The sequence below is a fragment of the Shimia sp. SK013 genome, from assembly GCF_001292625.1.
Taxonomy (GTDB): Bacteria; Pseudomonadota; Alphaproteobacteria; order Rhodobacterales; family Rhodobacteraceae; genus Shimia.
This window is the reverse complement of record NZ_LAJH01000009.1, coordinates 453,467-478,946: the sequence shown is the minus strand read 5'-3', so window position 1 is coordinate 478,946 and position 25,480 is coordinate 453,467. Positions and strand designations below refer to the sequence as shown.

Annotated in this window: 24 protein-coding genes; 11 read left to right on the top strand and 13 right to left on the bottom strand. The window is 52.3% G+C overall.

Features of this window, described 5'->3' with window-relative positions:
* The first annotated feature begins 3 nt into the window (after positions 1–3).
* The 5 genes from rpsI to SHIM_RS04815 all read left to right on the top strand — a co-directional run bounded on the left by rpsI (position 4) and on the right by SHIM_RS04815 (position 8,269).
* Positions 4–489 (top strand): 30S ribosomal protein S9, encoded by a 486-nt coding sequence (gene rpsI, locus SHIM_RS04830; protein WP_054001463.1) that lies wholly within the window; start codon positions 4–6, stop codon positions 487–489.
* A gap of 168 nt (positions 490–657) precedes the next feature.
* Complete coding sequence (locus SHIM_RS04825; protein WP_054001462.1) at positions 658–2,052, top strand: tyrosine-type recombinase/integrase; 1,395 nt, start codon at positions 658–660, stop codon at positions 2,050–2,052.
* 424 nt (positions 2,053–2,476) lie between these two features.
* Entirely contained in the window at positions 2,477–7,297 is a 4,821-nt protein-coding gene (locus SHIM_RS04820; RefSeq protein WP_054001461.1) for a DEAD/DEAH box helicase, read from the top strand.
* Positions 7,298–7,355: 58 nt separating this feature from the next.
* A complete protein-coding gene (locus SHIM_RS20105) occupies positions 7,356–7,661 on the top strand; it encodes a hypothetical protein (RefSeq protein ID WP_152926450.1) in 306 nt (101 codons plus the stop codon).
* 23 nt (positions 7,662–7,684) lie between these two features.
* On the top strand, positions 7,685–8,269 hold the full coding sequence (locus SHIM_RS04815) for a hypothetical protein (protein WP_152926449.1): 585 nt from the start codon (positions 7,685–7,687) through the stop codon (positions 8,267–8,269).
* Between the two features lie 369 nt (positions 8,270–8,638).
* Here SHIM_RS04815 and SHIM_RS04810 read toward each other — a convergent pair whose 3' ends face one another.
* Entirely contained in the window at positions 8,639–9,217 is a 579-nt protein-coding gene (locus tag SHIM_RS04810; protein ID WP_054001459.1) for a tyrosine-type recombinase/integrase, read from the bottom strand.
* Positions 9,218–9,846: 629 nt separating this feature from the next.
* Positions 9,847–10,452 carry a hypothetical protein gene (locus tag SHIM_RS04805; RefSeq protein WP_054001458.1) on the bottom strand — a complete coding sequence of 202 codons (606 nt, stop codon included), beginning with the start codon at positions 10,450–10,452 and terminating at the stop codon, positions 9,847–9,849.
* Between the two features lie 114 nt (positions 10,453–10,566).
* On the opposite strand from SHIM_RS04805, the gene SHIM_RS19920 reads away from it, so the two are divergent.
* From SHIM_RS19920 to SHIM_RS04775, 6 genes are all read left to right on the top strand, one after another.
* Positions 10,567–11,187, top strand: coding sequence for a GIY-YIG nuclease family protein (locus SHIM_RS19920; protein ID WP_082358281.1), 621 nt, complete (start codon positions 10,567–10,569; stop codon positions 11,185–11,187).
* A gap of 69 nt (positions 11,188–11,256) precedes the next feature.
* Complete coding sequence (locus SHIM_RS04795; protein ID WP_054001456.1) at positions 11,257–11,679, top strand: hypothetical protein; 423 nt, start codon at positions 11,257–11,259, stop codon at positions 11,677–11,679.
* A gap of 25 nt (positions 11,680–11,704) precedes the next feature.
* A complete protein-coding gene (locus SHIM_RS04790; RefSeq protein WP_054001455.1) occupies positions 11,705–12,202 on the top strand; it encodes a hypothetical protein in 498 nt (165 codons plus the stop codon).
* A gap of 299 nt (positions 12,203–12,501) precedes the next feature.
* The gene (locus SHIM_RS04785) at positions 12,502–13,182 is read left to right on the top strand and encodes a cytochrome c3 family protein (protein ID WP_054001454.1); all 681 of its coding nucleotides are present in this window, start codon (positions 12,502–12,504) and stop codon (positions 13,180–13,182) included.
* Positions 13,179–14,024 carry a c-type heme family protein gene (locus SHIM_RS04780; RefSeq protein WP_054001453.1) on the top strand — a complete coding sequence of 282 codons (846 nt, stop codon included), beginning with the start codon at positions 13,179–13,181 and terminating at the stop codon, positions 14,022–14,024. The genes SHIM_RS04785 and SHIM_RS04780 overlap by 4 nt, the downstream gene beginning before the upstream one ends.
* Positions 14,012–14,503, top strand: a complete 492-nt coding sequence (locus tag SHIM_RS04775; RefSeq protein ID WP_152926448.1) for a hypothetical protein — start codon at positions 14,012–14,014, stop codon at positions 14,501–14,503. The genes SHIM_RS04780 and SHIM_RS04775 overlap by 13 nt, the downstream gene beginning before the upstream one ends.
* Positions 14,504–14,911: 408 nt before the next feature.
* Here SHIM_RS04775 and SHIM_RS04770 read toward each other — a convergent pair whose 3' ends face one another.
* From SHIM_RS04770 to guaA, 11 genes are all read right to left on the bottom strand, one after another.
* Positions 14,912–15,529: a TetR/AcrR family transcriptional regulator gene (locus tag SHIM_RS04770; protein WP_054001451.1), complete on the bottom strand. Its 618-nt coding sequence runs from the start codon at positions 15,527–15,529 to the stop codon at positions 14,912–14,914.
* Positions 15,522–16,391 (bottom strand): polyphosphate kinase 2, encoded by an 870-nt coding sequence (ppk2, locus tag SHIM_RS04765; RefSeq protein ID WP_054001450.1) that lies wholly within the window; start codon positions 16,389–16,391, stop codon positions 15,522–15,524. The genes SHIM_RS04770 and ppk2 overlap by 8 nt, the downstream gene beginning before the upstream one ends.
* 42 nt (positions 16,392–16,433) lie before the next feature.
* Entirely contained in the window at positions 16,434–17,405 is a 972-nt protein-coding gene (locus SHIM_RS04760; protein ID WP_241488792.1) for an alpha/beta fold hydrolase, read from the bottom strand.
* Positions 17,406–17,484: 79 nt separating this feature from the next.
* Positions 17,485–18,441 (bottom strand): homoserine O-acetyltransferase MetA, encoded by a 957-nt coding sequence (metA, locus tag SHIM_RS04755; protein WP_054001449.1) that lies wholly within the window; start codon positions 18,439–18,441, stop codon positions 17,485–17,487.
* 46 nt (positions 18,442–18,487) lie between these two features.
* On the bottom strand, positions 18,488–19,357 hold the full coding sequence (locus SHIM_RS04750; protein ID WP_054001448.1) for a hypothetical protein: 870 nt from the start codon (positions 19,355–19,357) through the stop codon (positions 18,488–18,490).
* Positions 19,358–19,523: 166 nt separating this feature from the next.
* On the bottom strand, positions 19,524–20,591 hold the full coding sequence (locus SHIM_RS04745; protein ID WP_054001447.1) for an OmpP1/FadL family transporter: 1,068 nt from the start codon (positions 20,589–20,591) through the stop codon (positions 19,524–19,526).
* A gap of 196 nt (positions 20,592–20,787) precedes the next feature.
* On the bottom strand, positions 20,788–21,693 hold the full coding sequence (locus SHIM_RS04740) for a DMT family transporter (protein WP_054001983.1): 906 nt from the start codon (positions 21,691–21,693) through the stop codon (positions 20,788–20,790).
* 66 nt (positions 21,694–21,759) lie between these two features.
* Positions 21,760–22,632, bottom strand: a complete 873-nt coding sequence (locus tag SHIM_RS04735) for a DMT family transporter (RefSeq protein WP_054001446.1) — start codon at positions 22,630–22,632, stop codon at positions 21,760–21,762.
* Positions 22,629–22,919, bottom strand: a complete 291-nt coding sequence (locus SHIM_RS04730; RefSeq protein WP_054001445.1) for a putative quinol monooxygenase — start codon at positions 22,917–22,919, stop codon at positions 22,629–22,631. The genes SHIM_RS04735 and SHIM_RS04730 overlap by 4 nt, the downstream gene beginning before the upstream one ends.
* Complete coding sequence (locus SHIM_RS04725) at positions 22,912–23,712, bottom strand: sulfotransferase domain-containing protein (protein ID WP_054001444.1); 801 nt, start codon at positions 23,710–23,712, stop codon at positions 22,912–22,914. The genes SHIM_RS04730 and SHIM_RS04725 overlap by 8 nt, the downstream gene beginning before the upstream one ends.
* Before the next feature lie 168 nt (positions 23,713–23,880).
* Positions 23,881–25,440 carry a glutamine-hydrolyzing GMP synthase gene (gene guaA, locus SHIM_RS04720; protein ID WP_054001982.1) on the bottom strand — a complete coding sequence of 520 codons (1,560 nt, stop codon included), beginning with the start codon at positions 25,438–25,440 and terminating at the stop codon, positions 23,881–23,883.
* Positions 25,441–25,480: the final 40 nt, after the last annotated feature.

Here is a 25,480-nt window from a genome sequence, read left to right as displayed (position 1 = left end):
TCAATGGCTGATCAAATCAACTCGCTTGAAGAGCTGAACGCCGTTGCTGGTGTTGAAGCTGTTGTAGAAGTTGCCGCTCCTCGTGAGCCGGTACGTGACGAACTGGGCCGCTCCTATGCGACCGGTAAACGTAAAGACGCTGTTGCCCGCGTTTGGATCAAGCCGGGTTCCGGTAAGGTCATCGTGAATGGCAAAGACCAGGACGTGTATTTTGCACGCCCCGTTCTGCAGCTGATCCTGCGTCAGCCGATGCAGGTTGCAGGCGTTGAAGGTGAATTCGACGTTTATGCCACCGTCAAGGGTGGCGGTCTGACTGGTCAGGCTGGTGCGGTTAAGCACGGCATTTCCAAAGCTCTGCAGCTTTATGAACCCTCGCTGCGTGGCGCATTGAAAGCCGCTGGCTTCCTGACACGCGACAGCCGTGTTGTGGAACGTAAGAAATACGGTAAGCGCAAAGCGCGTCGTTCGTTCCAGTTCTCGAAGCGTTAAGAAGTTACACGACTTCAAAATCGTTAAGCTATTGGAAAGGCGCAGTTTTTACTGCGCTTTTTCTTTGTTTGCATGGATTACAAAAGTTTTACAGATTAGAAATCGTAGACTTAAAGCCGTGCTGATCTTACACATATTTTACAAGGAAATGATACTGGCGATAGGTTGATGAGCAAAAGCTACTTGAACAAAGTTGAGCTTAGGGATGGGCAAATTATTTTGTTCCATCGCCAAAATGCCAAAAAGCCGATCTATCACATGCGCATACATGTGCGCGGAATGCGCGATGTTTACGGAAACAAGCTGACTTACGTGCAGGAAAGCACGGGCGAGACGGACTTGGAGGAAGCGAAACGTTACGCTTTGGACAAGTACGATGACTTGCGCTTGCGTACGAAGAAAAAAGAACCCGTCAAACAGCTTAGTTTTGAAGACCTGTACGTTATTTGGTGGGCTGATAAGCGACAAAGGTTGGAAGCCAATCATTTTGCTAAAGGTCGTTCAGGTGTTCCACAGCGTGTTGGCTGGTACGAAAAACACGCGCAGCGCTACTGGCTAGCGTACTTTGGGTCGATGAAGCTTGAGGAAATGACTCAGGCGTTCGTGCAGGGATACTGGACTTGGCGCATGACGTACTGGGTGAGAGCGGACGAACAAGAGCGCAAACGGCACCCAAATCATGCAGTTCAGCCTGCGAAAAAGAGCATGGACATGGAGCAGAGCGCATTGCGCGAGATATTTGGCTGGGCGAATAGCATGAAGCTGCTGTCGCACATGCCAATCATCGAAAATCCGTTTGCGCGTAAAGGCATAGCGCCAAATCGTCGGCCATCTTTTTCGGCGCAAGAGTTCAAGCGTTTAGATGCTTATCTGAACAAATGGGTAGAGGGCAGGGGCGGAAACGACACTCGCGTTAACTCGGCCCACAAGTTCAATCGCCAGCTTCTTCAATGCTATATTCATTTTCTTGCTGGAACAGGGATGCGTACTGGCGAGGTTTTGCAGCTGAAACACAAGCATGTTCGTGTTGAACGTAGCGAAGTTGCTGAGACGCAGTATCTAAAAATATCTGTGCCCAAAAACACCAAAACAGGCGAGCGGATCGTTAGTTCGCAAAGCTCGGTTGTGGCTGTTTATAGGGAGCTGCGGGAACTGACTGGGCATACGGACGCGGAAGACTGGGTGTTTTGCTACGCAAACGGCAAGAAAAACGAGGGGTTTTACAAAACGCTGCCCAAAATGCTCGACGAGATCGGCTTGCTTTACGACGAGCACGGGCAACGACGCACAGCGTACAGCTTGCGCCATTACTATGCTGAACAGCGCTTTGTGGAACACGGTTACAACGCTGCTGTGTACGACATGCTTTGTACAAACATGGGAACTAGCCGACAGCAAATTGAAGATCACTACGTGCGTAAGGGCATAATGATGGACGTGGACGTGCTGATTGGCGGAGGTGATTTTGCGCACAGCAACGTTGCAACAACTGGCGGAACGGAGCGCGAAAGAGCGCAACGAAAACTGGACGCGATGCAAGAGGCAGCAAAGCGGCGTAGATAGGCTGTGTCAAATTATTCAAGCAAGTATTCGATCTGTGCAACGTGCGCTAACTGGGCTGGTGCTAGGAAAGCTGTTGGGCAACGCGGAAACTACAAACTGGTGAAGGTGCTTGGGCAAGAGGGCGACTGCTACGAGCAGAATTTGCGGAAAAGCGCGGCTGCTACGTGTAATCGCTTTAAGCTTTGGGGCGTGCTTAAGCGTTGGCTGCTGGCGCTCAAATAGCTTCATACAGCGCGTCGAACCTGGCGTCCGCATTCATAGTGCATTTTGAGGTTGGTTGGCGCACACAGCGGGCGCACAGGGCGCGTGCGACACCAGCTAAGCTTGGGGTGACAATTAGATAGCAAAAAAACGTGCATTTTTCTGGCGCTTGCGCATTTGCTCGGCTAGCGTGTGGTAGAGCAGTAAATGGAGCGCAGCAGCTATGTCGGCATTAGATCGAATTTTGGACGGCTTTAGAAACGCAGCTGTTACGGAGCGCGAAAAGGGTACGTATTTTGAACGGCTTGCGCTTGCGTACTTGCGCAATGATCCGATCCAAACGCAGCAGTTTAGTGAAGTTTGGACATATGGCGATTGGGCGAAAGAGAACGGATGGACGGGCAAAGACACTGGCATTGATTTGGTAGCAAAGCTTGCTGACGAAGACGGCTATGCAGCTGTGCAGTGCAAATTCTATGCTGCAAATAAGAAAATTCAAATTGGAGATATTCAGACCTTTATTACTGCTTCTGGCAAGGCTCCGTTTAGCCAGCGTTTGTTTATCGACACAACTGAGGTGGATTGGGGCGAAAACGCTGAGGATGCAATACGCGGGCAAAGCATACCGGTTGTGCGTGTTGGGCTTGATGCGTTGCGCGACAGCGCGATTGACTGGAGCGTTTACGAGGCAAGTGACAAAGTGCAGCTGCGCAATAAAAAGCAACTGCATTCACATCAAAAGCTTGCACTTGAACACGTAGGCAAAGGCTTTGAAGAGGGCGATAGGGGCAAGCTGATTATGGCTTGCGGCACGGGCAAGACATTTACAGCACTGCGGATTGCAGAAGCTGTTGCTGGCAAGGGCAAACGTGTTTTGTTTTTGGTGCCATCGCTAGCGCTAATTGCGCAGACAGTGCGTGAATGGACATACGACACAGAACTGGAACTTAGATCGTTTGCAGTTTGCAGTGACGCGCAAGTGGGCAAGCGGCGCAAAGACAGGGGTGACGTTGCTGAGATTGAAGTGCACGAACTTGAATTTCCAGCAACTACACAACCTGGCAAGCTAGTGGAAAAAGCTGGCGTTGATGATGCGGAACGCATGACTGTTGTTTTTAGCACGTATCAAAGCATTCCAGTTATCACAGCTGCACAAGAACAAGGCTTACAGCAGTTTGATCTTATTATTTGCGATGAAGCGCACAGAACAACGGGCGCGACGATTGACGGCGAAGACGAAAGCAACTTTGTGCGCGTGCACGACAACAAATATGTGGCAGGTGCAAAACGCCTTTATATGACAGCGACACCACGCATTTTTGGTGACAACGCACGGACAAAAGCAGCGGAAGCGGCTGTTACGCTTTGCGACATGGACGACGAAGAAATTTACGGTCCAACGTTTTTTACGCGCGGCTTTAGTTGGGCTGTAGAAAACGGCATGTTGACGGACTACAAAGTGATCGTGCTTGCAATGGACGAAACGCTTGTAAGCAGAGGTGTGCAGGGGCGGATTGCTGCAGACAACGAGTTGCAGCTAGACGACGCAACAAAGATTATTGGCTGCTACAAAGCGTTGATTAAGCAGGACGGCGATGGCGACTTTGCAGTTGATGCGCAGCCAATGCGGCGTGCAATTGCATTTTGCAAAGACATTAGATCAAGCAAGCTTATAGAGCGCGAGTTTGGCGCTGTTGTTGACGAATTTAACGGCACGACTGTGTTGGACGATGACGATGCAGAACACGTGAGCTGCGAAGTAAAGCACGTAGACGGAACGTTTAATGCAAAAACACGTGGAGAACTGCTGCACTGGCTGAGTGATGATGTAGCAAACGACAGCTGTAAGATTTTGAGCAACGCACGCTGTTTAAGCGAAGGTGTGGATGTACCTGCACTGGACGCGATTATGTTTTTACATCCACGCAAATCCCAAATCGACGTTGTGCAAAGTGTTGGACGCGTGATGCGCAGGGCGGAAGGCAAGAAGCTTGGCTATGTTATTTTGCCAGTTGTTATTCCAGCAAACGTAACACCAGAAGCAGCACTGAACGACAACGAGCGTTATAAAGTTGTTTGGCAGATTTTGAACGCGTTGCGTGCACATGACGACAGATTTGACGCAACGATTAACAAACTTGAACTGAACAACGACACAGGCGGGCAGATTGAAGTTGTAGCAATTGCTGAGAACTTGCCACAAAAGCAAACGGCTGGTGCTGAAGGTGCTGGCATTGGTAGTGGCGGCGGCGATGATGGCGAGCGCGACACACAAACACGCACTGAAGATCAGATCAGCTTTATATTTGATGAATTTCCAGCAGCTATACGCGCGAAGATCGTGCAGAAATGCGGGCGACGCACGTACTGGGAAGATTGGGCAAAAGACATTGGCAAGATTGCGCAGCAGCACATAGAGCGTATCAATGCAATTTTGGACACAGGTGTAGAAGAACGTGCTGTGTTTGATGCGTTTTTAGAAGAAATACGCGACGACTTGAACGGCGCTGTGACAAAAGACGAAGCTGTTGAGATGCTAGCACAGCACTTGATTACCAAGCCTGTGTTCGACGCGTTGTTTAGCGACTACAATTTTGCTGCTGAAAATCCGGTGTCACAAGCAATGCAAAAAGTCGTTGTTGTGCTTGAACTCCAAAACGTACAGAAAGAAGCACAAGCGCTTGAGGGCTTTTACGACAGCGTGAAGCGGCGTGCTGCTGGCATTGATAATGCTGAGGGCAAACAGAAAATTATTGTTGAACTGTACGATAAGTTTTTTAAGACAGCATTTCCAAAGCTAACTGAAAAGCTCGGCATCGTGTATACGCCGGTGCAAGTTGTTGATTTCATAATCCACAGCGTAAACGACATTTTGCAGAAAGAGTTTGGCCAAACACTTGGCAGTAAAAACGTGCATATTATCGATCCGTTTACAGGCACAGGCACGTTTGTAACGCGCTTGCTGCAAAGCGGCCTGATTGATGCGAACAAGATAGAGCACAAGTACAAGAACGAGATCCACGCAAACGAAATTGTGCTGCTTGCGTACTACATCGCAGCAATCAATATCGAAGCCACATATCACAGCATAAGCGGCAATGATTACACGCCGTTTACCGGCATTTGTCTTACTGACACGTTTGAAATGTACGAAAGCGACGACATGGTTGCTGCGTTGATGGCTGACAACAGTGAACGACGCACGCGACAGAAAGCGCTGGATATACGCGTAATTGTGGGAAATCCACCGTATAGTGCAGGACAGAAGAGTGAAGGCGACAATGCAAAGAACGTTGCTTACGCGGAGCTGGATCGAAAGATACGCGATACTTACGTTTCATCATCCCATAACTCAGGCCATCGTTATTTGTATGATAGTTATATAAGAGCAATACGCTGGGCAAGTGATAGACTTGGCGAGGACGGTGGTGTTGTTGGCTTTATTAGCGGAAATGGCTGGATTGATAAGGCATACGCAGATGGCATGCGAAAATGCTTAGAAGAAGAATGTACTAGCATTTATATTATCAACTTACGTGGAGACGTAAGAAAAAACATGCTGAGCAAAGGCGCTGCTGGCGAGGGTGAAAATATTTTTGGGCAAGGAAGTATGACGGGCGCTGCGATTGCATTTTTTGTCAAAAACCCAGCCAGTAAAGCAGAACACAAGGTGTATTACTACGACATCGGTGACAACTTAAAGACAGAGCAAAAACTTGCAATACTTTGCGAACTCAAAAGCATAGCAAGACTTGGTGAAAACGAGGCTTTCGAAGTAACGCAGGCAGACGATAGTTTTGACTGGATTAACAAGCGCGACACAAGTTTTGAAGCATATGTCTGTATTTCCAACCAACGCGATGAGCAAGGCAAAGGATTATTTCACACAAATAGCTTGGGCTTTGAGACAAATATGGATGCATGGGCTTATAACTTTAGTTTTAGCCATCAAGTATCTCGCTCCGCAAAAATGTGTAGCCTGATTAATGACGCTATCAAACACAAAAAAATGGAATTAGTTGATAGTAACTATATTAAGTGGACTTCAACTGTGGGTAAAATTGTACAATCAAGTAAAAATCTTAGTAATTCAGATTTCTCTGTACACTTAGCAGACCGTAGGCCGTTTACTAAAGAATGGTTAATTTCCGGTAGCGTAACTAAGAGTGCATACAAGCTTCGGAGTTATTTCGGAAATGGATTTGATTTACATAATTTGCTGATTTCACTTTCCGGTGTTGGTGCACGTAGCGGGTTTACTGCATTGATGCACAATAATGCAGCGGACTTGCAATTTACTGATAACGGGCAAAACTTTCCGCTCAGACTTTACGAAGAAGTAGATGCAGATGATGACGACTTGTTTGCGAGCGAAGATGTTGAAAACGGCTACAGAGTTAAAGACGGCATAACAGACTATGGCTTGAAGCACTTTAGGGATGCTTACGGCAATGCAAGCATAACTAAGGAAGACATCTTCTATTACACGTATGGCTTGCTGCACAGCGAAGACTATAGAACGCGTTACGCAGACAATTTAAGCAAGCAGCTACCACGCATTCCAGCTGTAAAGCAGGAAGTGGACTTTTGGGCGTTTGTGGATGCTGGGCGCAAGCTGGGTGATTTGCACGTGAACTACGAAAGTGCAGAACTGTATCCAGTTACTATTGCAGAAGGCGATCTGCGCTTAGCAAACATTGCTGATCCAGTTAGCTTTTATCATGTTGAGCAAATGCGGTTTGCAGGTAAGCGTCCAAATTTAGACAAAACCACTGTTATATATAACTCAAACATCACAATGACCAACATTCCACTTGCTGCGTATGACTACGTTGTGAACGGCAAAAGTGCGCTTGATTGGGTGGTTGAACGCCAACGGGTTAAGACGGACAAAAAGAGCGGTATTGTTAACGATGCGAACGACTACGCAAACGAAACAATGCACAACCCAGCATATCCGCTTGAGCTATTTCAGCGCGTTATAACAGTGAGCTTAGAGACGATGAAGATTGTGAACAGCTTGCCGAAACTTGATATTGATTAAACACAAGGACGCAAGGAGATAGCAGGTGCAAATCTGCGTGATTCAGAAAGGATAATGAATGTTTAATATAGAAAAGCGCAGCTTAAGCAAGAAATCAGATAAACTTACTGACGCGGACAAGAGCTTTTTGAGAAAATATACATGTGAGCATGAAGGTTGTGGCAAGGATTTTGAATTTAGCATTACAGAAGAAGCATATGATCAAAAAAATGAGCGCAATCGGCGCTTTGCCGGACACTGTAAAAAATGTGGCCAAAAACTAATATTGAGTAACTACCAGATAAAAAGATGGATTAAGTTGATTTCTGGCTCCACGCTCAATGTTAACGAGACAACATTTAGTAAGCTTTTCGATGAAGAATGATGGCGCACAAGCGCGAAACTCGGATGCAAAAGCTGCAAGAAATTGCAGAGCAGCTTGGGCTTGGAAAAAACGTGCAAAACAGGAAGTTGCAAGCTTGGCTAAGCGCTGATGGGTACGAACTGTACTTGGCTGCATGGGCTGAGCAACAAGAGATACGCGACACGTTGAAAGCTAAGCCAGCTGTTGTGCAAGAGTATGAGGAATTGCTGCGGACAGCTACGTTTTGGCACAACAGGGCTGTAGCTGCTGAGGCGCGTGGACAAGCTTCGCATAGTGAGCTGGATGATAGGGCTACTGACTACTACGAACGCGCATTGGAGCGGCTTGAGGAGAGCGTACACAATGACGCAAGCTTACATGCTTGGTTTGATAGGGATTTAGACTTTAGTGTTGGAAGCGATTTGCAAGCAAATGCGGGTAGTATGCCGATTGTTATAACAAGCAGAAGTGCTGACAATAGGGGTGGGGGACTGGTGTTTGCAAAGCAGACTAAGCAAGAGGTTAAACTTGCGGCTGTAGAACGTGAGATTTTGAACTTGGAAGCTGATGTACGGGGGACAGCTGTTAGTTTGGGCGATTTGCTTGGGCGAGATGTTGGTGATGATTAGACGTAAGAAAAACGTGCATAAATAGTAGTGCGTACAGAAAATGCTAGCTGCGCAGTTTTTGGTGGTGGAGTACTTACAAATTTGGGGTGGTGATTTTGTACATAGACGAAGTGATTGGCGCGAAAGAGCAAAAGAGCAAAGTGGACAAGAAGACTGACTTTGAGAAGAACGCAACGAAGCTGCGTAGCAAAGAGCGCAAGCTAGATGCAATAAAAGCGGTTAAACCTGTATCGCCAAACTAGCAGTGTGCTGAAACCTACGAAAACTGCACGGTTTTGATACTTTTAGGATGTTTGAGAATTGGGTTGACGAGATGAACGACATGCATAGTGCAAATGCTCTTTCATGTCCTTTTGTACCTTTTGCTCTTTAGTAATCGACCAGTTCAACCGCGCTACGCAGTTTGTTCTCGTTCAAGTCAATATAGCGCATGGTGGTGTTGAGATGCTTGTGGCGCGCGAGCGCTTGTATAACACGTGCGTTAATGCCCTTGTCAGCCAGCTCTGTCACAAACTGCCTGCGCCCGCTGTGCGAGCTTGCGCCAGTTACAGCAGCCGCTTTATAAAGCGTCTGAAACAAGTTCACTATCGTCTGTGCTGTAAAACCTGCGCCTTTAGCTGAAAACACAAGTGGAGCGTTGAGTTGTTGAGTGCGAACTGGATACTGTGCAGCGTATTTACGTAGCTGCTGGGTTAGACGTTTGTTCACAAGCACAGTCGCCGCTTCATTGCCTTTCGTTTGTACCGCTCGCAATTGTATCGTGTCACGCACCTCGCCTGTTTCGTCAAAAACATCGCCAATGCGCAGTGCTGCAATCTCACATGCCCTAAGTCCTGCGTAAAAGCTGAGTGCGACAGCTGTGTGGTTGCGCGTTGCGTGGCGCTTGCTGTCGATAACAGCTGCCAGCCGCTTGCGTTCCTGCGTTGTTAGTAGCTTTGCTTGTTTCATCTCATCATCCCTCAAATGTGTGGTTCTGTTGTAAGTGATTGTAAATTCACACATTTATGATAACGACCGAAATTTACGTTTGAAGTAAGCCACTGTTTTTGTTGGTGATTGTGATGAAATGTTATAGATTTGTTGTTCTATAACTTTTCAGCTCAGCACACGTCAGCTACGCAATGGTGGCTGTTTAAGTGGGCAAGTAACTGCTGTTCAAGCTGCGCCAATAGTTCTTGTTGCGCAGTGCTGATCGCTGCTGCACGCATTTGAGAGCGTATGGAGCGCAAACACTGTACAGCAGCATCAACGCTAAAATCGCGCTTGCTGTGTTTCTGATACGCGTACCAGTTTTTGCTTTTGCTCAAGTACGTGCTGCTGAATGCCTCAGCGCAATGTACAATTCCTGCGCTGTGTAGTTGCCTGTATGTGCTTTCCAGTAGTGTCATTGTCTCTTGCCTCTGTGTATTTACCGTTGTGTGTTTCACTGTTGCTGTTTGAGTGATTGTGTTTGTTGTTTTGTGTTTGAACATACTTACGAGTAGCAGCAGCTGCGCAAGCTGTGCTATTCGTGTTGTCCCAAAATGTTATGTGCCTGTAAGCTGCCGTATGCCTCACAATTCAGCAGCCTTGTGCCTTTATCGTGTTTGTCGCTTTAATGCAGTTTGTACAATCTGTCTTTCCATTGCCTCGTAAGCCTTAGTTAATTGCCTATCCGTAATCCTGTTCGCTATGCGCCTAATCTGCGCCTCCGTGTAATCTGTGCCTAAGTTCGTGCTTGCTGCGTTTGTGTGTGAAATTTTTTCGCCTATAAAATCTGCGCGTAAGTATCGTGTGCCTTTTGTCGTGTATGCAAATGCAGCACGTCTGTCTTGTATTGGTGTAATCCAGTTATGCGTAACGTCAGCTGTGCTTCTGTGCATGTCTGCCCAAAGCGCATTAAGCACAGCACAACATGGACGAATTGCGATAGGTGAAGTTGCTACAAAATGTATGTGTAAGTTGCGACGATCGCTGCCGTACTCCGTAAAGCACCACCGCTCTATGCCGTAACCTTTGTCAGCAGCCTTGCCAAAAAGCGTCCTATCCACTCTATGCCAATATGCACCGAGTAGTGCCATTGCTTTGCTTTTGCCAATCGTGCGTCCGTTGTAAAATTTCAGCACCCCAAAAATATCGTTGTTGCTTGCATCTAGTGCATCAATCCAACCTTCGTGCGTCGTGCTTCTCCAATCTATTTTCATAACTGCTTACCTTTCGCAGTTATTTATCCTTTGTCGGCAAAGGCATGAAAAAATTGAGCTATTTGGCAGGGTGGGCTAAGGTGCAGAAAAGAATAGCTAAGCGAGAGTATAAGGATGGCTGTAGTTTATGTGTTAGTTAACCCAGCTTTTGACAACTACGTGAAGATTGGGCGCACGGCAAACTTGGAGCAGCGGCTGCGAGCGCTTGATAATACAAGTGTTCCGTTGCCGTTTCGTTGTGTCTACGCAGTTGAGGTAGGGGACGATGCGGGCGTTGAGCGCTTGGTGCACAATGCGTTTGCAGATCATCGAACACGAACTGGACGAGAGTTTTTTGAAATTGATCCACAGCGTGTGATCTCAGCGCTCAAGCTCACAAACGGACGAGATGTTACGCCACACAGAGATATTGCAGACGATGACGAAGGGTTGATTGCGCTTGAACGCGCAGAAGGTAGACGTAGGATTATTGGGTTGTACGATGTAGGTTTGAAGGCAGGTGACGTGCTGACTTTTGCAAACGATGAGCAACTTACAGCAACAGTGGTATCCAATAAGAAAGTTGATTTCGAAGGTGAAACGCAAAGCATTAGCAGCAGTGCGCTTAGGATATTGAATAGAACTGGATACGAGTGGCGAACTGTAAACGGTTGGCAATACTGGCAGCTTGACGGAGAAACGCTAAGCGAACGTAGAAAACGCTTGGAAGAAGAACAGAGTGACGACGACGACTAAATTTTGGTCGCTCTACGTCTGCTTTGAAAATAGTTTCATAAAAACAATAATGTATGGAGTTATGAAGCTATGTCACATCTTGCAAAACTGAACCTCAAAACTGTCCAGCGTAACGTTCAAAAAGATCCAGTAATTGCTCGACGCGAAAAGCTGGTTGCAGCTATTGAAGAGCAGAGCAGGGTACTAGCTGCTGCGCTGAACGGTGGCGAATATACTGTGAAGACAAAACGCTGGCAGACGAATGACGCGGGTGAGCGTGTACGTGTTGAGCATGACAAACGGGTACGTGCTTGGTTTTTTGAGCAGGACAACGGCTGGTATGTGCAGTGTAGATACGGCAGCAGGATTTTGAACATTAACGGCAAGAGCAACGCTGTGTTTATGGACAAACTGGAAGGCGTTGCAGGAGTGCTGGAAGCGTTTAAGCTTGCCGCTGAGGGTGGCGAACTGGACAAAGCTGTTGTGTTGGCAACTAAAGCGCGTTCCAGTTAGAAAGTGATGTGGGGCTGAAACAATAATGGCGCGAAACTTTTCAACGCAGCTAGCCGGGCAGATTGGCGAGAGCTTGGTTGTGGCTGAGCTAGGTAGGCGCGGGATTGTTGCGACAGCATTTTCTGGCAACGTGCCGGACATAGACTTGCTTGCTTATAGAGGCGGCAAAACACTGCATTTGCAGGTCAAAGCTTGGCGTAAGGGAGCGGTGAGCTTTGATGCAAGGCGCTTTCTGAAAATTAGCATCGACGAACAAAAGCAAGTTGTTGATGGCTTGGTTGATGAACTTGATTTTGGGTTGGTGTATGTGTTTGTGAACATTGGTGAAACGGCAGGAATGGACAGGTACTTTGTGCTGGAGCAAGGCGTTTTGGGCGGCTTGGTACGCGATGGTTATGAAAGTTTTCTTGCTAAGCACAGCGGTGTACGTCCACGCAATGCAGCCACTACGCACAACTCTGTAACCTTAGCGCAGCTGCAAGACTACGAGGACAATTGGGCGTTGATAGAGGAGCGTTTGTAGTTACGAAAGCGCGGTCCAGTTAGCTAACAGAGTTTGCCAGCATACGTTGCGCGTGACTTACATATGTTTTACAAGCGGCTTTTTATATAGCTAGGCTATTGTTGTGCAACACTTAATAAAGATGCCAGTTTAGCGAAGCGCTAAATTTCAGATATCGCAAAAAATTTCAAAAGGCCGCGCGGTTTGCGCGGCCTTTTTTCGTTCCTGGAAGGGTATCGTTAACCCGTTGTTAATTCTTTTCGCCAACCCTGATCGCGTTAAACGTGTATTTTTCATGAGTTATTTGCCGGAGTTGGCACATGCGGTCACCCACCGCACGACAGATCCGAATTGCTGCGGTTTTTGCGTTTGTGCCGCTGCTTGTCGCGGCGGGCGTGGTGTTGACGGACCGGAAGGCGATGCCGATCATGTCACATGGGCCTTTGCAGGCAGGTCATTCGGACGTGCGGTGCGAAAGCTGTCACGTTCCCAGTGCGGGCACCGTGCGCCAGCAGCTACAGGCCAAGGTGCGCTTTGGCCTCGGGATGCGCGACACACGGGTCGATTTTGGTTATGGGGCGGTCACGTCCAAAGCATGTTTGCAATGTCACGAACGCCCTAATGAACGCCATCCCATTTTTCGTTTCCATGAACCACGGTTTGAAAAAGCGGTCACGCAAGTGGAGGCGACAAGCTGTTTGGGGTGTCATGCGGAACATACAACCCATCGCACCACGGTGGATCTGGTGTTTTGTCAGGCCTGTCATGATGATCTTGCGCTGAAATCGGACCCGCTGGATGTGGACCACGCAACTTTGATTGCGGATCGACGGTGGCAGACCTGTTTGGGGTGCCATGACTTTCACGGCAATCATTCCGCCCACCCGCCAAAAGCGTTGGAGGAGGCTTTTGCGCCGCTTGAAATTGAGGCGTATTTGCGGGCCGGGCCGAGCCCTTATGCGCTGCCAAAGAATTTTGAAGCTAAGGAGGATCTGCCATGATGAAAATCACCCTGGTCGGGCTGTTTGGCAGCCTGATGATCTACCTCTTTGCGACAGCGCCGGACGCGTTGCCAGATCAAACGGCGGCCACGGCAGGAAAATGCAATTTCGAGGTGGAGGCGTTGTTTGACGGCGTCAACGCGATCAACGACGTCGCGCGATCAATTTACACCAAACGCATCGTGGGCGCCGGAGGCAAAGTTGGATTGAAGTTTGGCGAGGATTGGCAAGAACCCGGCGTCGAGAAGGGGCCGTTGCCGGCGTTGTTCCTGCGCCTGACGGCGGCGCGACTTGAGGCAAAACCACCGCGACTGGGGCTGTACCTTGGGTCTGATGCGCCGATCAACAAATCCAATTTGTTCTCGGATGCGCAGTTGGTGAGTTTTGAGCAGGTGAAAGCCAGCCGCGCGCCGGTGTTTCTGACTTCAGCCAAAGGCAGTCATATCGGCATGTATCCGGATGTCGCTGGCGTGGCGCCTTGTGTGGATTGCCACAACGATCACGTGGACAGCCCCAAAACCGATTGGAAATTGGGGGACGTGATGGGGGCAACGACGTGGACCTATCCGGCCGCGACGGTGTCGGCAGACGATTATGTCGCCGTTATTGAGGCGATGTTTGAAAGCGTTGCGGAGGCTTATCAACTGTATCTGGACAAGGCCGCCGGATTTGCAGATCCGGTTTCGCAGGCGGAAAATTGGCCGGGTTCTGGTGTGCGGGTTTTGCCCGACAAAGCGATGTTTATGACCGAAGTGCGCACGCAGGCGGCGCCAGTTTTGATTGATGCGTTGTTGCCCGCTGGATCCGAGAAAAAAGATGAGGTGAGCCCATGCGTGTTTTGATGGCCACGGCGCGACGGGCGCCTTACGCAGCGCTGATTTTGATGGCGCTTTCGCTGGCAATGTTGGTGATCATGCAGGAATGGCAAACCGGCGCACTTGTGGTGCTGAGCGGGTTTGAGTTTCAGGTTTTGACTGGGTCACTCATGGTCACGGGGCTTTGTTATCAATGGGTTTTGTTCTTTAAGAAGTTATTGCGCGACAATCGAAATGCGCGCGCAATATTGGTTAGTCACCGATGGGTTGGGGTCGGTATGACCTATCTTTTTGCGCTGCATGCGGTGCGGATGGGGCATACGTGGATGACGGTTCTGAGTGCGGTATTTTTTCTGATTGCGGTGACCGGCGTGCTCAACCGAGAGGTTCTGCGGTATCGGCAGAACTGGATTTACCTGACTTGGTTGGCATGCCACATCGGTCTTTCGGCCATGTTGGTGCCGCTGCTTGGGGTGCACATCTGGGTGGCGCTGGCCTATCAGTGAAAGGCGTCGCAGTTTGACATGTGAACCCAGCGGAATTTCTCTTTGCCGGTCTCGCTGGTGAGGCGCAGAAGGCAGATTTCATCCAGGGTTCCAGCCGCGATGGCCATACGTGATGTCGATATTGTTTATGGTTTCCGTTGGGCAGTTGCACTGTGGCGAAGACGCGAATTGGCGTGGACTCGGAAGACTTGGAATAGATCGCTTGCACTGGAACGCGGATGTGGTTCTGAGCCGTCATTTGAGGCGGATTGAAGAGTATTACAAACGCTAGCGCCGCTGTTGCGAGCAGCCCGCCGAACAGGATTAAGCCAGCGAAACGGTAGTAGAAAACATAGAGCCTGTCGGCTCGTTGCCTGCCCAGACGACTGACAAAGAAGCCATGCAAGCGGTCCGGTAAAAGGCGTGGGATCACCCGTCGTCGCCGATCAAACCAAGTCCGCGCAAATAAACTCCGATGCCGCTCTCCAATAGGTCTTCGGGTGCAAAGGGGCTTTGGGTGCCGGGTGAATTTCGGGCGTAAAGCTCAACAACACCGTGGCTCATGGCCCAGATATGAGCAGAAAACATTGAGGCAGGCGGGCGTTTTTCTGGCGGGATATGTTGTGACAAATCGCTGGCGGCTTGCTCCATCACGCCACGCGCGCGTGCCGCGACGGCGGCGAGTTCCGGCGTGCGATTGACCGAAATACCGCTTTCAAACATCGCGATATAATGCCCCGGGTATTTGCGCGCAAACGCCAGATAGGCGCGGCCTGTGGCCTCAAATGAGGCCAGCGCGGATGGTTGGCCTTTGTCGTAGGCGTATTGCATGACGTCCGCGAAGATTTCATAGCCCTGACGGGCGGCCTCGGCGATCAGGTCGTCGCGGCCTTCAAAATGGCGATAGACCGCCGCAGGTGTCACACCAGCGGTTTTGGCGGCTTCGGACAGGGTGAAACCGGTGGGGCCCTTGGCCTCGATCAGGCTGAGAGCGGCTTCGACCAGCGCTTGGCGCAGGTTGCCGTGATGATAGCCGCGTTTAGCCATTCCAGATGTGGGGGCCTCCGCAGATGGTTGTGTCAATTTCTCCAATGGCATCGACGTCTTTGCGATCATAGTCCATCGCGTGCAACACAGTTCGGATTGTGTTCAGTCGGGCGCGGCGCTTGTCATCCGAGCGCACAATCGTCCAAGGCGCGTCTGCGTTATGGGTGCGGGTCAGGGTCTCGCTAATAGCGGCGGAATAAGCATCCCAGCGCTTTAGGCCCTCGACGTCGATCCAGCTGAGTTTCCACTGTTTCAAAAGATCGCTTTCGCGCGACAAAAAGCGGCGCAGCTGTTCGGCGCGACCCACGTTAAGCCAAAATTTGAACAGGTGAATGCCGTCGTCGACCAACGTGCGTTCGAATGGTGTCACCTGATGGAAAAATTTGGTGCGCTGATCGTCGTTGCAAAAATCAAAGACCTTTTCAACGACGCCACGATTGTACCAGCTGCGGTCATAAAACACGATTTCACCGCCCGACGGCAGATGGTCGATGTAGCGCTGGAAATACCACTGGGTGCTTTCGGCCTCGGTTGGTTTGGACAGCGCAACCACACGTGCTCCGCGCGGGTTCAGATTTTCGCGAAACCGTTTGATGGTGCCGCCCTTGCCCGAAGCGTCGCGGCCTTCAAAGACGATGGCCATGCGTTGGCCGCTTTCCTTGATCCAATGCTGCATCTTCACAAGTTCGATTTGCAGCTGAGCGATTTCTTTTTCGTATGTCTTGCCGCTAAGTCGTTCTGTGTGCGGATAGGTCCCGCCCAAAATGTCTTTCTTGCTTCCATCAAGGATGGCCTCGCGCACGTTTTTTGGGGCTTCGTTTTCGAAATAGGCGCTGATTGCGCCGTCAAATGGCAAGTCCATGAAACCTCTCCGCTTTTTAGCCAATATGGCGGTCCGCGAGGGTTAGTGCAATCCGGCGCGCGCAGCGGCGCGGTCAATTGCGTCGACGACGTCGTCGGGATTGGTGTGATGTGGCATGTGGCCAACCCCCTTGAGGGCGACAAGGTTTGCGCCGGGTATGTCGTCAACCATGCGGGTTGAATGCAAATGCAGGCCCACAGTGGTATCGACGTCGCCGTGTACGATTTCAACCGGCAGCGTGAGGGTTTTGTAGAGCGGCGCAAGCGCGCGCAGTTCGGGGCGTAACTCGTGGCGCTGCTGTGCATTGGCCAAGAGCGAGGCGGGACGCAGGATCAGTGGAACACCAACGTAGTGGGCATAGCCTTCGGGAGCGGATTGCGGTGCGAAAATGCCTGCGATGCTGTCGGCGACGTAGTCTTCGCTGGCCCATGCGGAAATCAGACGGGCCACCACGGGACCCTTCCAAGGGTCCGCGAGGCGCGCGTAGAACCCGTTTAGGCCGCCTTCCCAAGGGTAGGTTGCGCCGGCGATGGAGACGGCGGCGGCGATGTTGTCGGGGTGATGTACCGCCCAAGCCATGGTCACTGCGCCACCGAAGCTTTGACCCGCAACTATTGGATTTTTAACGACAATTTTGAGTGATGCTTGCGACAGAAGCGCGGCTTGTTGCGCAATGGTGACGCCGTTTTTGGCAAGTGCCGGAGTGTGGCCAAGGCCGGGTCGATCAAAGACGATGACGCGGTATTTGTCAGTTAGGCGGTCCACCAAATCATAGGTGAAATCGCGGGTGTTGCCAGACGCACCGTGGAGAAGAACCACTGTCGGAGCTTCAGGATTGCCGCGCTCGACATAATGGACGGGATGACCGTCGACATCGACAAAATCTCCGTCGGGGGCAAATTTCGCCTTGGCGGTTGCCTTGCGTTGCTCAACTTTCCACAGCGTGGCCGCCACAACTGCAACTATCGCCACAAGTAGCGTAACCCCGATCCATTTCAGCATATCTTGTCCCATTGTCCTGTGCGCAGGGGAAGTATTCCGTCTTTGATCGCACTTGGACACAGATTTCTGCCGGATTGACGTGGCGTACGCCTCAGGGGGTCTCTTGGGCGCGAAGATCCGAGGTTTCTATGCCGATACGGTTCATATCAAACGGGGTGGTCTGATATATTTCAGACAGCCAGTTGCCATAAAGCAGGTGCGCGTGGCTGCGCCAGCGGTTTTGCGGCGGATTGCTCGGATCATCGTCGGGATAATAATTGTCCGGCACATTGATTGGTGTGCCTTCGGCGATGTCGCGGTCATATTCCTGTTTCAACGTGTCAGAGTCGTACTCAAAGTGGTTGAAAATAAACAGGGAACGCGATTTAGGGTGCTCTACAAGGCAAGGACCGACATCGTCGCTGTGCAACAACGTGCGCAGCTCGGGCACGGTGTCAATTTCGTCTTGGCGCATTTCTGTCCAGCGGCTGACCGGGATCACGCAATCATCGGAAAAGCCGCGCAAAAACGGTGAGGCATGGGCCAGATTACGGTGTCGGAAACAGCCAAATGCCTTGTGATCGAGGATGTGTTTTTTGACGCCGTGGAAATAGTTGATCATCGCCATGCCACCCCAGCAAACGCCAAAGGTGGAATGTACATTCGTGCGGGTCCACTCGAATACTTCGCAGAGTTCATCCCAATAGGTCACGTCTTCAAACGGCATATGTTCGATGGGCGCGCCGGTGATGATCAGCCCGTCAAATTTTTCGCCAGAGGCTTTTACGTCCTGAAACGGGCGGTAAAATTCTGCCATGTGCTCGGCGGCTGTATTGCGGGTTTTGTGCTCGCTCATGCGGATCAGAGACAGCTCGATCTGCAGAGGGGTGGCACCGATCAGACGGGCAAACTGGTTTTCCGTCTGGATTTTCTTGGGCATCAGGTTGAGCAACCCGATGCGAATGGGGCGGATGTCCTGACGGGCTGCCTGATCCTCGGACATGACCATGACGCCTTCGTGCGAGAGCACGTCAAAGGCGGGCAGGTCTGCGGGGATCTTGATGGGCATGGGTCTGGGTCCTTTTATGAGTTGGAAAACCGCGTGAGGGCCATAGTTAGGCGGTCGCGGGCTGGGCCTCAAGTCTGTCGGCAATCAGGTCGACAAAATCAGCGGATGATGCGACTTCGGAAACCTGTTCGGCAGAGACGGTTATTCCCCATTTTGACATCGCGGCATACCGCGGCTGGCGATGGGCCAAAGCGCGGGCGTACGTCCAGCGCACAAAGGCATCCGGATCAACTTTGGCCTCGGAAGTGCCTGTTTCCGCGAGGTATTCCTGCCAGGCGGAGATCAGGAACTCGGGTTGATAACACATCGGTTTCGGGGCGCGATCAAAACGTCGGATCAATTCTTCTGTGTGGGCGTCTGACCCTTTGATCCACACCATAAGCGTGTTTTCAGCAAGCGATGTCATCACGGGATCGTTGGCATCAGACGGGTCAACGACCTCGCAAATCGAGCCACCGGTGTCACAGATAAAGTGGTCATAACCGTAAAGGTCATGCGCGCGGTCGATGAAGGGTTTGGTGTCCATAAGAGCCGCGATTTCGGCTGCACGGTGCTGATCTTGGCGTAGCAAGTATTCGTCAAATGGCAGGCCGCCCAAGTCGGGGTTGCCGGGTTTGCCGAGGTATGTGGAGAGCGGGGCGAGATTGTTGAACGTGATGTTGGAGCCGATATAGATGCTGTCGCTCATCAGAAGTTCGCGCAGAAACGGCACTTTCATCGCTTCGCGTTTGGCGTTGTCGGCGATGTGTTCACCCATGTAACGGGTGCCGATGCGGTAATCGATGGAGTAATGAAACCAATCGCCATTGTCGCGCAAAGTATTGGAAATGTGCGTTTTTCCAAGGCCAGACATGCCAAACAGCAGAACTTTCTTCTGACCGGCTGCGCGCCAGTCTTTTGCGTTTTGGTAAATCATCACCGCATCCCTTGATCGTGCTTGAAAGGTGGTAGCGGGCTGGGCGCGGGCGGTCAAATGCTATTGGGGTCTTGGCAAATTCCGGTGTGTCGGTTTTGCGTCGGTATCACGGTTGTAATCCGTCGGTGGCAAATCGCGGAGGGCAGTGGCTGCCCCCCGCGTGAATTTAATCAAAATGGTATGTCAGATTGATTGCCGCGGCCCACGCGCTGTTGTCAGTGAAGACCGCGCCGCTGTCGGTGGTGGCATCACCAAGCCATACGTGGCGCACACCGAAAGTGATCTCGGCGTTGTTGCGGGAGTAGGTGCCACCAATACCAAGGCTGACGGAGCCATTGGTTGGGCCCAAATCGGAGACTGCTCCGGGAACGGAGTCCTCAAATCCTACAGAAATCGCGCCAGAAAACTTGTCGGAGAACCGCTGACCAACCCCAAGTGTGTAGGTGATGGTGTCGTCTTCATAGGCGAGGATGACATTGCCGGGATAGTTGGGCGACTCGATTGAGAGCTGCGACCAGTCAACCCAGCGCACAGAGCCAAACACCATCGTGTTCGAAGCTACTCCCGTCTGGAATTCAAGGTTGAGTGAATGCGGCGTTTTGAAATCGGAATAATGCGACCCGATGCTGCCGTTTTCGTCCATCCGGACGGTGTGGTCGATGGAAGAGTTGTAGGTCAGCGCCACTCGTGCTGCGATGTCGGGGCGTTCCCACGCGGCCCCCACCAAATAGCCCAAATCATAAGCCGTGCTGGAGGTCATTGAGTAGCCGGCTGCAGGGACATCAAGGTTGGCGCTGGCGCCTTGACCGCGCAAGCCGCCGTAAACGGAGAACCCGTTTTCCAGCCGCGCCCGCATGAGCGCGGTCAGGGTTTCGGTGGTCGCCTGAGCGCGCAGGTTGTCGGGCGATCCGGGGCCACCGGACAGGGGGTAGTCGGGGCTATAGTCAACTTTGGCGCCGAAAGGTTGGTCGTAGATGATGGCCACATCCAGCCGGTCATTGATCGATTGTTTGTAACCAAAGCCGGTGATGCCGTGGCCAACACCAACGTTGCCTGAGGGCGCACCGCCTAAGGTTCCCGACACGCTTGGGCTGACGAAACCATAGCTGAATTGGGCAACGGTGCCTTCTTCAAAGATCAGATTGATGCCTTGTCCCGAGCGATCAAGACCGCCGGCGAAGGCGCTTCCTGCGGAGATGGAGAGGGCGGTGAAGCCGAAAATCGTGTGTTTCATGCGTGTCCTTTAGGTGCGGTCAAAAGACCAATGCTCTGGCCCGCCCAAGGGCGTCACAAATGGTTAGTATTTGGTTTCTAATTGAAGCGGCTTCGCGGGTTACCAGACGGCAATTCCGCGATGGAATTAGGGGGCGGTTCCGAGTGGGGCCAGTTGACGTTTAGGGCAACGTTGAGTTTGGGCGGGAACCTGCCCGTTAGCGTTTCATCCTGGCGAACACCCGCCCATCCAGAACCAACAAACCAAGGGCCAACAAGGCAAAGCCAGCGTAGGCGCGCGGTGCAAGGGTTTCCCCAAGCGTCAATGCGCCAAGAACGATGGCAAATGGTGGGATCAAGAGCGTCACAAGCATCAAATTGCCGCTGCCTGCCATGTCGAGAACCCGGTAATAAAGCAGATAGGCGCCAGCGGTGGCAATGCTGGCACAATAAGCGATGGCGACCCATGTTATGGGCTCGAGCGCAAAGGTGATTGGCCCGTCAAATGCAATCGCCAGCGGCACAGCAAACAGCGACGCGCCGGTCAGCATTCCGGCGGCAGCAATCTGTGGAGGCTGACCCGCGAGGCGTTTGCGCGCCCAAACGCCCGCCAGCGCGTAGGACAGCGTGGCGGCGACTGCGGCAAGTTGGGCGATGCTATGGGGATTAAAATTCGTGAGATTGTGCAGGCCGATTGCTGTTGCGACACCAAGAAAGCCCAGCGTGACCCCAACCGTTTTGCGCAGGGTCAGGCGTTCGTCGGGCAGCAAAAGCGCCGCGACAAGCACACCAAAGATCGCCGTGGTGGCATTGAAGATCGAGGTGAGACCGGTTTCGATGTGGAGTTGCGCCCAGTTTAGCAAGCTGAAAGGAATGATGTTGTTCAGCAGCCCCATAACGAGGAAGGCGACCCAAACCGAGCCGGAGCGCGGAATGGGCAAACGCCGCATAAGAACCACGCCCCAGAGGATCAAAGCGGCCCAGAAAACACGGTGGGCGACTAGCGTAAAAACAGGCACCTCGTTGAGCGCGACCCGTGACGCCAGAAAAATGCCGCCCCAGATGACGGCAAGCAACAAGAGTTCGATCCATGCTTGGGCGGAGAGAGATTTTTGGTCAGCCATGAGGGCATCCATACGGGAATGTCAGACCCACGCGACCCGTTCCTTGCGCATTGCGCTGGTGGTGCATCACTTTTTTGCCGAGCTCAATCTGGATTCAGTAATAATATTCAAGTAATTACCGCTGAATATTAAGGCAGCACCGATCACAACAAAGATGTCGATGGTTTCGTTATAAAGCAGCGCCCCCACCAGAGCGATCAAAGGCAAGCGGACAAAATCGATGGGCATAACCACTGCCGCAGGCGCGAGACCCAGTGCCGTTGTCAAACAGAAATGCGCAACAAGACCGGCACAGGCAATGAGCACCAGCCACGGGGCCGTTGCGGCAGATGGCAGAGCGATGTCGCCGTCAATGCCTGCGCAAATCACGCCAAACGCCGCTTGCATGACTGTCAGGTAAAACAGGATGCAGGTGATGGGTTCTGTGCGCGTCAGCTTGCGGGTGAAAAGCGCAGATAGTGCGAAGCCGATGGCGGCCATGAGCGCGGCAAGCTGACCGAAGGAGACGCTGTCGGGCGTGGGGCGGGCCACAATCAGAATGCCGACAAATCCGATGGCTGCCGCCACAAGGCCAATCGGGCGCAAACGTTCGCCAAGGATCAGCGGAGACAGCAGAATGGCCCAGATGGGTGAGGTGAATTCGAGCGCGAACACCTGAGCAAGCGGGATCACGGTGATCGCGTAAAACCACAGATTTTGCCCCGCGAAGTGGCTGATATTACGGATAAAATGCAGCCCCAATTTGCGACGATGGATATGTGAAAGCGTGCCGCAGAGGCGCGCAGCGATGACAACAATCACGATGCCGACGAAACTGCGGTACATCATGATTTCGAAGGTATCGAGTTCAAGAGATACCGCACGTCCGGCGATGGCCATGGACGTGAAAGACGCAATGGCCCCCGTCATCCAGAGAGCGGCTTTGAGGGTGTCGTTCATGCTGGGAGCTCTTTGACCTGATAGGTGCGTTCAATGCCTTTGGTTGTAAAAAACCACGGCGACGCTTTGGTGCGTGTTTGATGTGCGTCGAACGCGGCGCGGTTGATGAAGAGTTCCGACACATGAAACCGGTTCGGAAGCTGCGGATCCTGGGTGACGTCAAAGGACAAACAACCGGGCTCTGCGCGGGTCAGCGCGATGTGCTCTGAGAGGGCCAGTTTTACAGCCTCAAGGCGATTATCAGGCACATCAATATGGCCGGTCAGTTGGATTTTGGGATCAGTCATAGCCTGAAAATTCCATAAGGTCGCTGAAGGAGTCGTTGAAAGCGGTTGCGACTTGGGGTGGGAAAACGTCGTGCCATTGGCCGGAGGAAGGGTTGCGCACGTGTTTGGACAGCGATTTGGTGGCGGCATACCCACCTGCGATGCGGCGCCACAGGGCGCGCTCGGCGCGGTTGAAACCGTAGTGGGCGGCCAGTGCCTCAAAGGCGGCCGGTTCGTTGCCGAGGATGTCCTCGTAGCGCAAGATCAGGAGGTCCGAAGGCGGCGAGGCGAGCCATTGCGCCATGGCGTCAAAATGATGGGTGCGGAAAGCGATTTCGGCCATCAGGCCCTCAGCCAGTGGCAAGCGGTTAAGGCAGTCTGTGAAGCTTTCGCCTTGGCGCATTTGTGGTGGGACAGCGCTGTTTACGTGACGCCAATCTTCTGGCGCGGGATCGACCATGTGGCACCATTTTTCAGCGCCGCGTTTGTGGTAAAAATAGCCTGACACCACCAGATCGCGCGGGTCCCGGACAAACAGAGATGCGCGCGGGGCGTTGGAAAGCTGCGCGAGATCAACAAAGTGGTTGTTGACGGACGCCATATCCAGTTGGGGCTGGGCTTGTGCGAAGGTTGTGATGTTGCTGTTGAAATGGGCGCGTTGACGGCCCGTTGCGTAGGCAAAGGTTTCCGCGACGCGGTTGTAGTATTTCGTGAGATTTTTGTGGAAAGAAAAATGCACGACCGGCGTGGAAGACCGCAGCGGGTAGGTGGCCCCGCGCCAAAGGGCGGCAGCAGCAGTGGTGAGCGTCGTCATCGGGGTCTTTCCAACCTAGGTGTCCCTTGGTCGCGCAAAGACGAAGAAGATGCCACAAAAAAAACGCCGCCCGGATCGGGGCGGCGTCTTCTCAATTGGTCTGATCCTCGGCACAGCGTCAGGCGTTCGGCGCTGAAAACAGTCCGACGGACTGTTTTCGGGCACGCCTCATTCCCACTCAATCGTGCCCGGAGGCTTGGAGGTGATGTCGTAGGTGCAGCGGTTGATGCCTTTGACCTCATTGATGATGCGCGTGGCGGTTTCACCAAGGAATTCGTGGCTGAACGGATAGTAGTCCGCGGTCATGCCGTCCACCGAGGTCACCGCGCGCAGAGCACAGGCGTAGTCATAGGTGCGGCCGTCGCCCATCACGCCAACGGTGCGCACAGGCAGGATGGCGACAAAAGCCTGCCAGATATCGTCGTAAAGGCCGTGTTTGCGGATCTGGTCGATGTAGACCGCGTCCGCTTCGCGCAGGATGTCGAGCTTTTCACGGGTGATTTTACCGGGGCAACGGATCGCAAGGCCCGGTCCGGGGAACGGGTGGCGCCCGATGAAGGATGCCGGCAGGCCAAGTTCGCGACCCAAGGCGCGCACCTCGTCTTTGAAGAGTTCGCGCAGGGGTTCAACCAGTTTGAGGCCCATTTTTTCGGGCAGGCCGCCAACGTTGTGGTGGCTTTTGATGGTCACAGACGGGCCACCGGAGAAGCTGACGCTTTCGATGACATCAGGATAAAGCGTGCCTTGCGCAAGGAATTCGGCGCCGTCGATGGTGTCGGCATGTTTCTGGAACACATCGATGAACAGCTTGCCAATGATTTTGCGTTTGGTTTCCGGATCAGACTGGCCGTCGAGTTCACCCAAAAACAGGTCGCTTTCGTCGGCGTGGATCAGTTTGATGTTGTAGTTGTCGCGGAACATCGCGACGACCTCGGGGGCCTCGTTCTTGCGCAGAAGACCATGATCGACAAACACGCAGGTCAACTGATCGCCAATTGCTTCGTGCAGCAGGATGGCCGTTACCGAGCTGTCGACGCCGCCCGAGAGGCCGCAGATAACCTGTTTGTCGCCAACCTGTTCGCGGATTTTGGCGATCATTTCCTGACGGTAGGCGCCCATGGTCCAGTCACCGGAGAAACCGGCAATTTTGACGAAGTTTTCATATAGTTTCGCGCCATTGGGAGTGTGGTGCACTTCGGGGTGGAATTGCACGGCATAGAAGTGGCGAGATGGGTCGGCGGTGATCGCGTAAGGCGCGTTCGGGGAGGTGCCGTAGACCTCAAACCCCGGGGCGATGTCGCTGACGTGGTCGCCGTGCGACATCCAGACTTGTTCGTCACCGTCGGCAAACCAGCCATCCAGAATGTCGAGTTTGCTTTGCGGGGTCACGTAGGCGCGGCCAAATTCGGCAGTGCCGTGGCCGCTTTCGACTTTGCCACCAAGCTGGGTCATCATCGTTTGCTGACCGTAGCAGATGCCGAGGATCGGCACGCCGTGCGCGAAAATCTCTTGAGGTGCGCGCGGGCTGCCCTCGCGGGTCACGCTGTCGGGACCACCGGACAGGATCACGGCCTTGGGATCAAAATCGCGGACAAAGTCCATATCGACGTTCTGATAGGGGTGGATTTCGCAATAGACGTTCAGCTCGCGCAAGCGCCGGGCGATCAGCTGTGTGACCTGGCTGCCGAAGTCAATGATGAGGAGGCGGTCATGGGAAATATCGGACATATGCGGCGCATAGGCCATGGCGGGCTTTGGCGCAAGAGAC

Excerpts from the sequence above, each read along its gene's own strand:
- SHIM_RS04740 (WP_054001983.1), bottom strand. The coding sequence starts at position 21,693 with ATGGCTGACCAAAAATCTCTCTCCGCCCAAGCATGGATCGAACTCTTG.
- SHIM_RS20105 (WP_152926450.1), top strand. The coding sequence starts at position 7,356 with ATGTTTAATATAGAAAAGCGCAGCTTAAGCAAGAAATCAGATAAACTT.
- SHIM_RS04810 (WP_054001459.1), bottom strand. The coding sequence starts at position 9,217 with ATGAAACAAGCAAAGCTACTAACAACGCAGGAACGCAAGCGGCTGGCA.
- SHIM_RS04750 (WP_054001448.1), bottom strand. The coding sequence starts at position 19,357 with ATGATTTACCAAAACGCAAAAGACTGGCGCGCAGCCGGTCAGAAGAAA.
- SHIM_RS04730 (WP_054001445.1), bottom strand. The coding sequence starts at position 22,919 with ATGACTGATCCCAAAATCCAACTGACCGGCCATATTGATGTGCCTGAT.
- SHIM_RS04785 (WP_054001454.1), top strand. The coding sequence starts at position 12,502 with ATGCGGTCACCCACCGCACGACAGATCCGAATTGCTGCGGTTTTTGCG.
- SHIM_RS04815 (WP_152926449.1), top strand. The coding sequence starts at position 7,685 with ATGCAAAAGCTGCAAGAAATTGCAGAGCAGCTTGGGCTTGGAAAAAAC.
- guaA (WP_054001982.1), bottom strand. The coding sequence starts at position 25,440 with ATGTCCGATATTTCCCATGACCGCCTCCTCATCATTGACTTCGGCAGC.
- SHIM_RS04760 (WP_241488792.1), bottom strand. The coding sequence starts at position 17,405 with ATGGGACAAGATATGCTGAAATGGATCGGGGTTACGCTACTTGTGGCG.
- SHIM_RS04790 (WP_054001455.1), top strand. The coding sequence starts at position 11,705 with ATGGCGCGAAACTTTTCAACGCAGCTAGCCGGGCAGATTGGCGAGAGC.
- SHIM_RS04735 (WP_054001446.1), bottom strand. The coding sequence starts at position 22,632 with ATGAACGACACCCTCAAAGCCGCTCTCTGGATGACGGGGGCCATTGCG.
- SHIM_RS04770 (WP_054001451.1), bottom strand. The coding sequence starts at position 15,529 with ATGGCTAAACGCGGCTATCATCACGGCAACCTGCGCCAAGCGCTGGTC.
- SHIM_RS04725 (WP_054001444.1), bottom strand. The coding sequence starts at position 23,712 with ATGACGACGCTCACCACTGCTGCTGCCGCCCTTTGGCGCGGGGCCACC.
- metA (WP_054001449.1), bottom strand. The coding sequence starts at position 18,441 with ATGCCCATCAAGATCCCCGCAGACCTGCCCGCCTTTGACGTGCTCTCG.
- SHIM_RS04805 (WP_054001458.1), bottom strand. The coding sequence starts at position 10,452 with ATGAAAATAGATTGGAGAAGCACGACGCACGAAGGTTGGATTGATGCA.
- ppk2 (WP_054001450.1), bottom strand. The coding sequence starts at position 16,391 with ATGGACTTGCCATTTGACGGCGCAATCAGCGCCTATTTCGAAAACGAA.
- SHIM_RS04745 (WP_054001447.1), bottom strand. The coding sequence starts at position 20,591 with ATGAAACACACGATTTTCGGCTTCACCGCCCTCTCCATCTCCGCAGGA.
- SHIM_RS04795 (WP_054001456.1), top strand. The coding sequence starts at position 11,257 with ATGTCACATCTTGCAAAACTGAACCTCAAAACTGTCCAGCGTAACGTT.
- SHIM_RS19920 (WP_082358281.1), top strand. The coding sequence starts at position 10,567 with ATGGCTGTAGTTTATGTGTTAGTTAACCCAGCTTTTGACAACTACGTG.
- SHIM_RS04820 (WP_054001461.1), top strand. The coding sequence starts at position 2,477 with ATGTCGGCATTAGATCGAATTTTGGACGGCTTTAGAAACGCAGCTGTT.
- SHIM_RS04825 (WP_054001462.1), top strand. The coding sequence starts at position 658 with ATGAGCAAAAGCTACTTGAACAAAGTTGAGCTTAGGGATGGGCAAATT.
- SHIM_RS04775 (WP_152926448.1), top strand. The coding sequence starts at position 14,012 with ATGCGTGTTTTGATGGCCACGGCGCGACGGGCGCCTTACGCAGCGCTG.
- rpsI (WP_054001463.1), top strand. The coding sequence starts at position 4 with ATGGCTGATCAAATCAACTCGCTTGAAGAGCTGAACGCCGTTGCTGGT.
- SHIM_RS04780 (WP_054001453.1), top strand. The coding sequence starts at position 13,179 with ATGATGAAAATCACCCTGGTCGGGCTGTTTGGCAGCCTGATGATCTAC.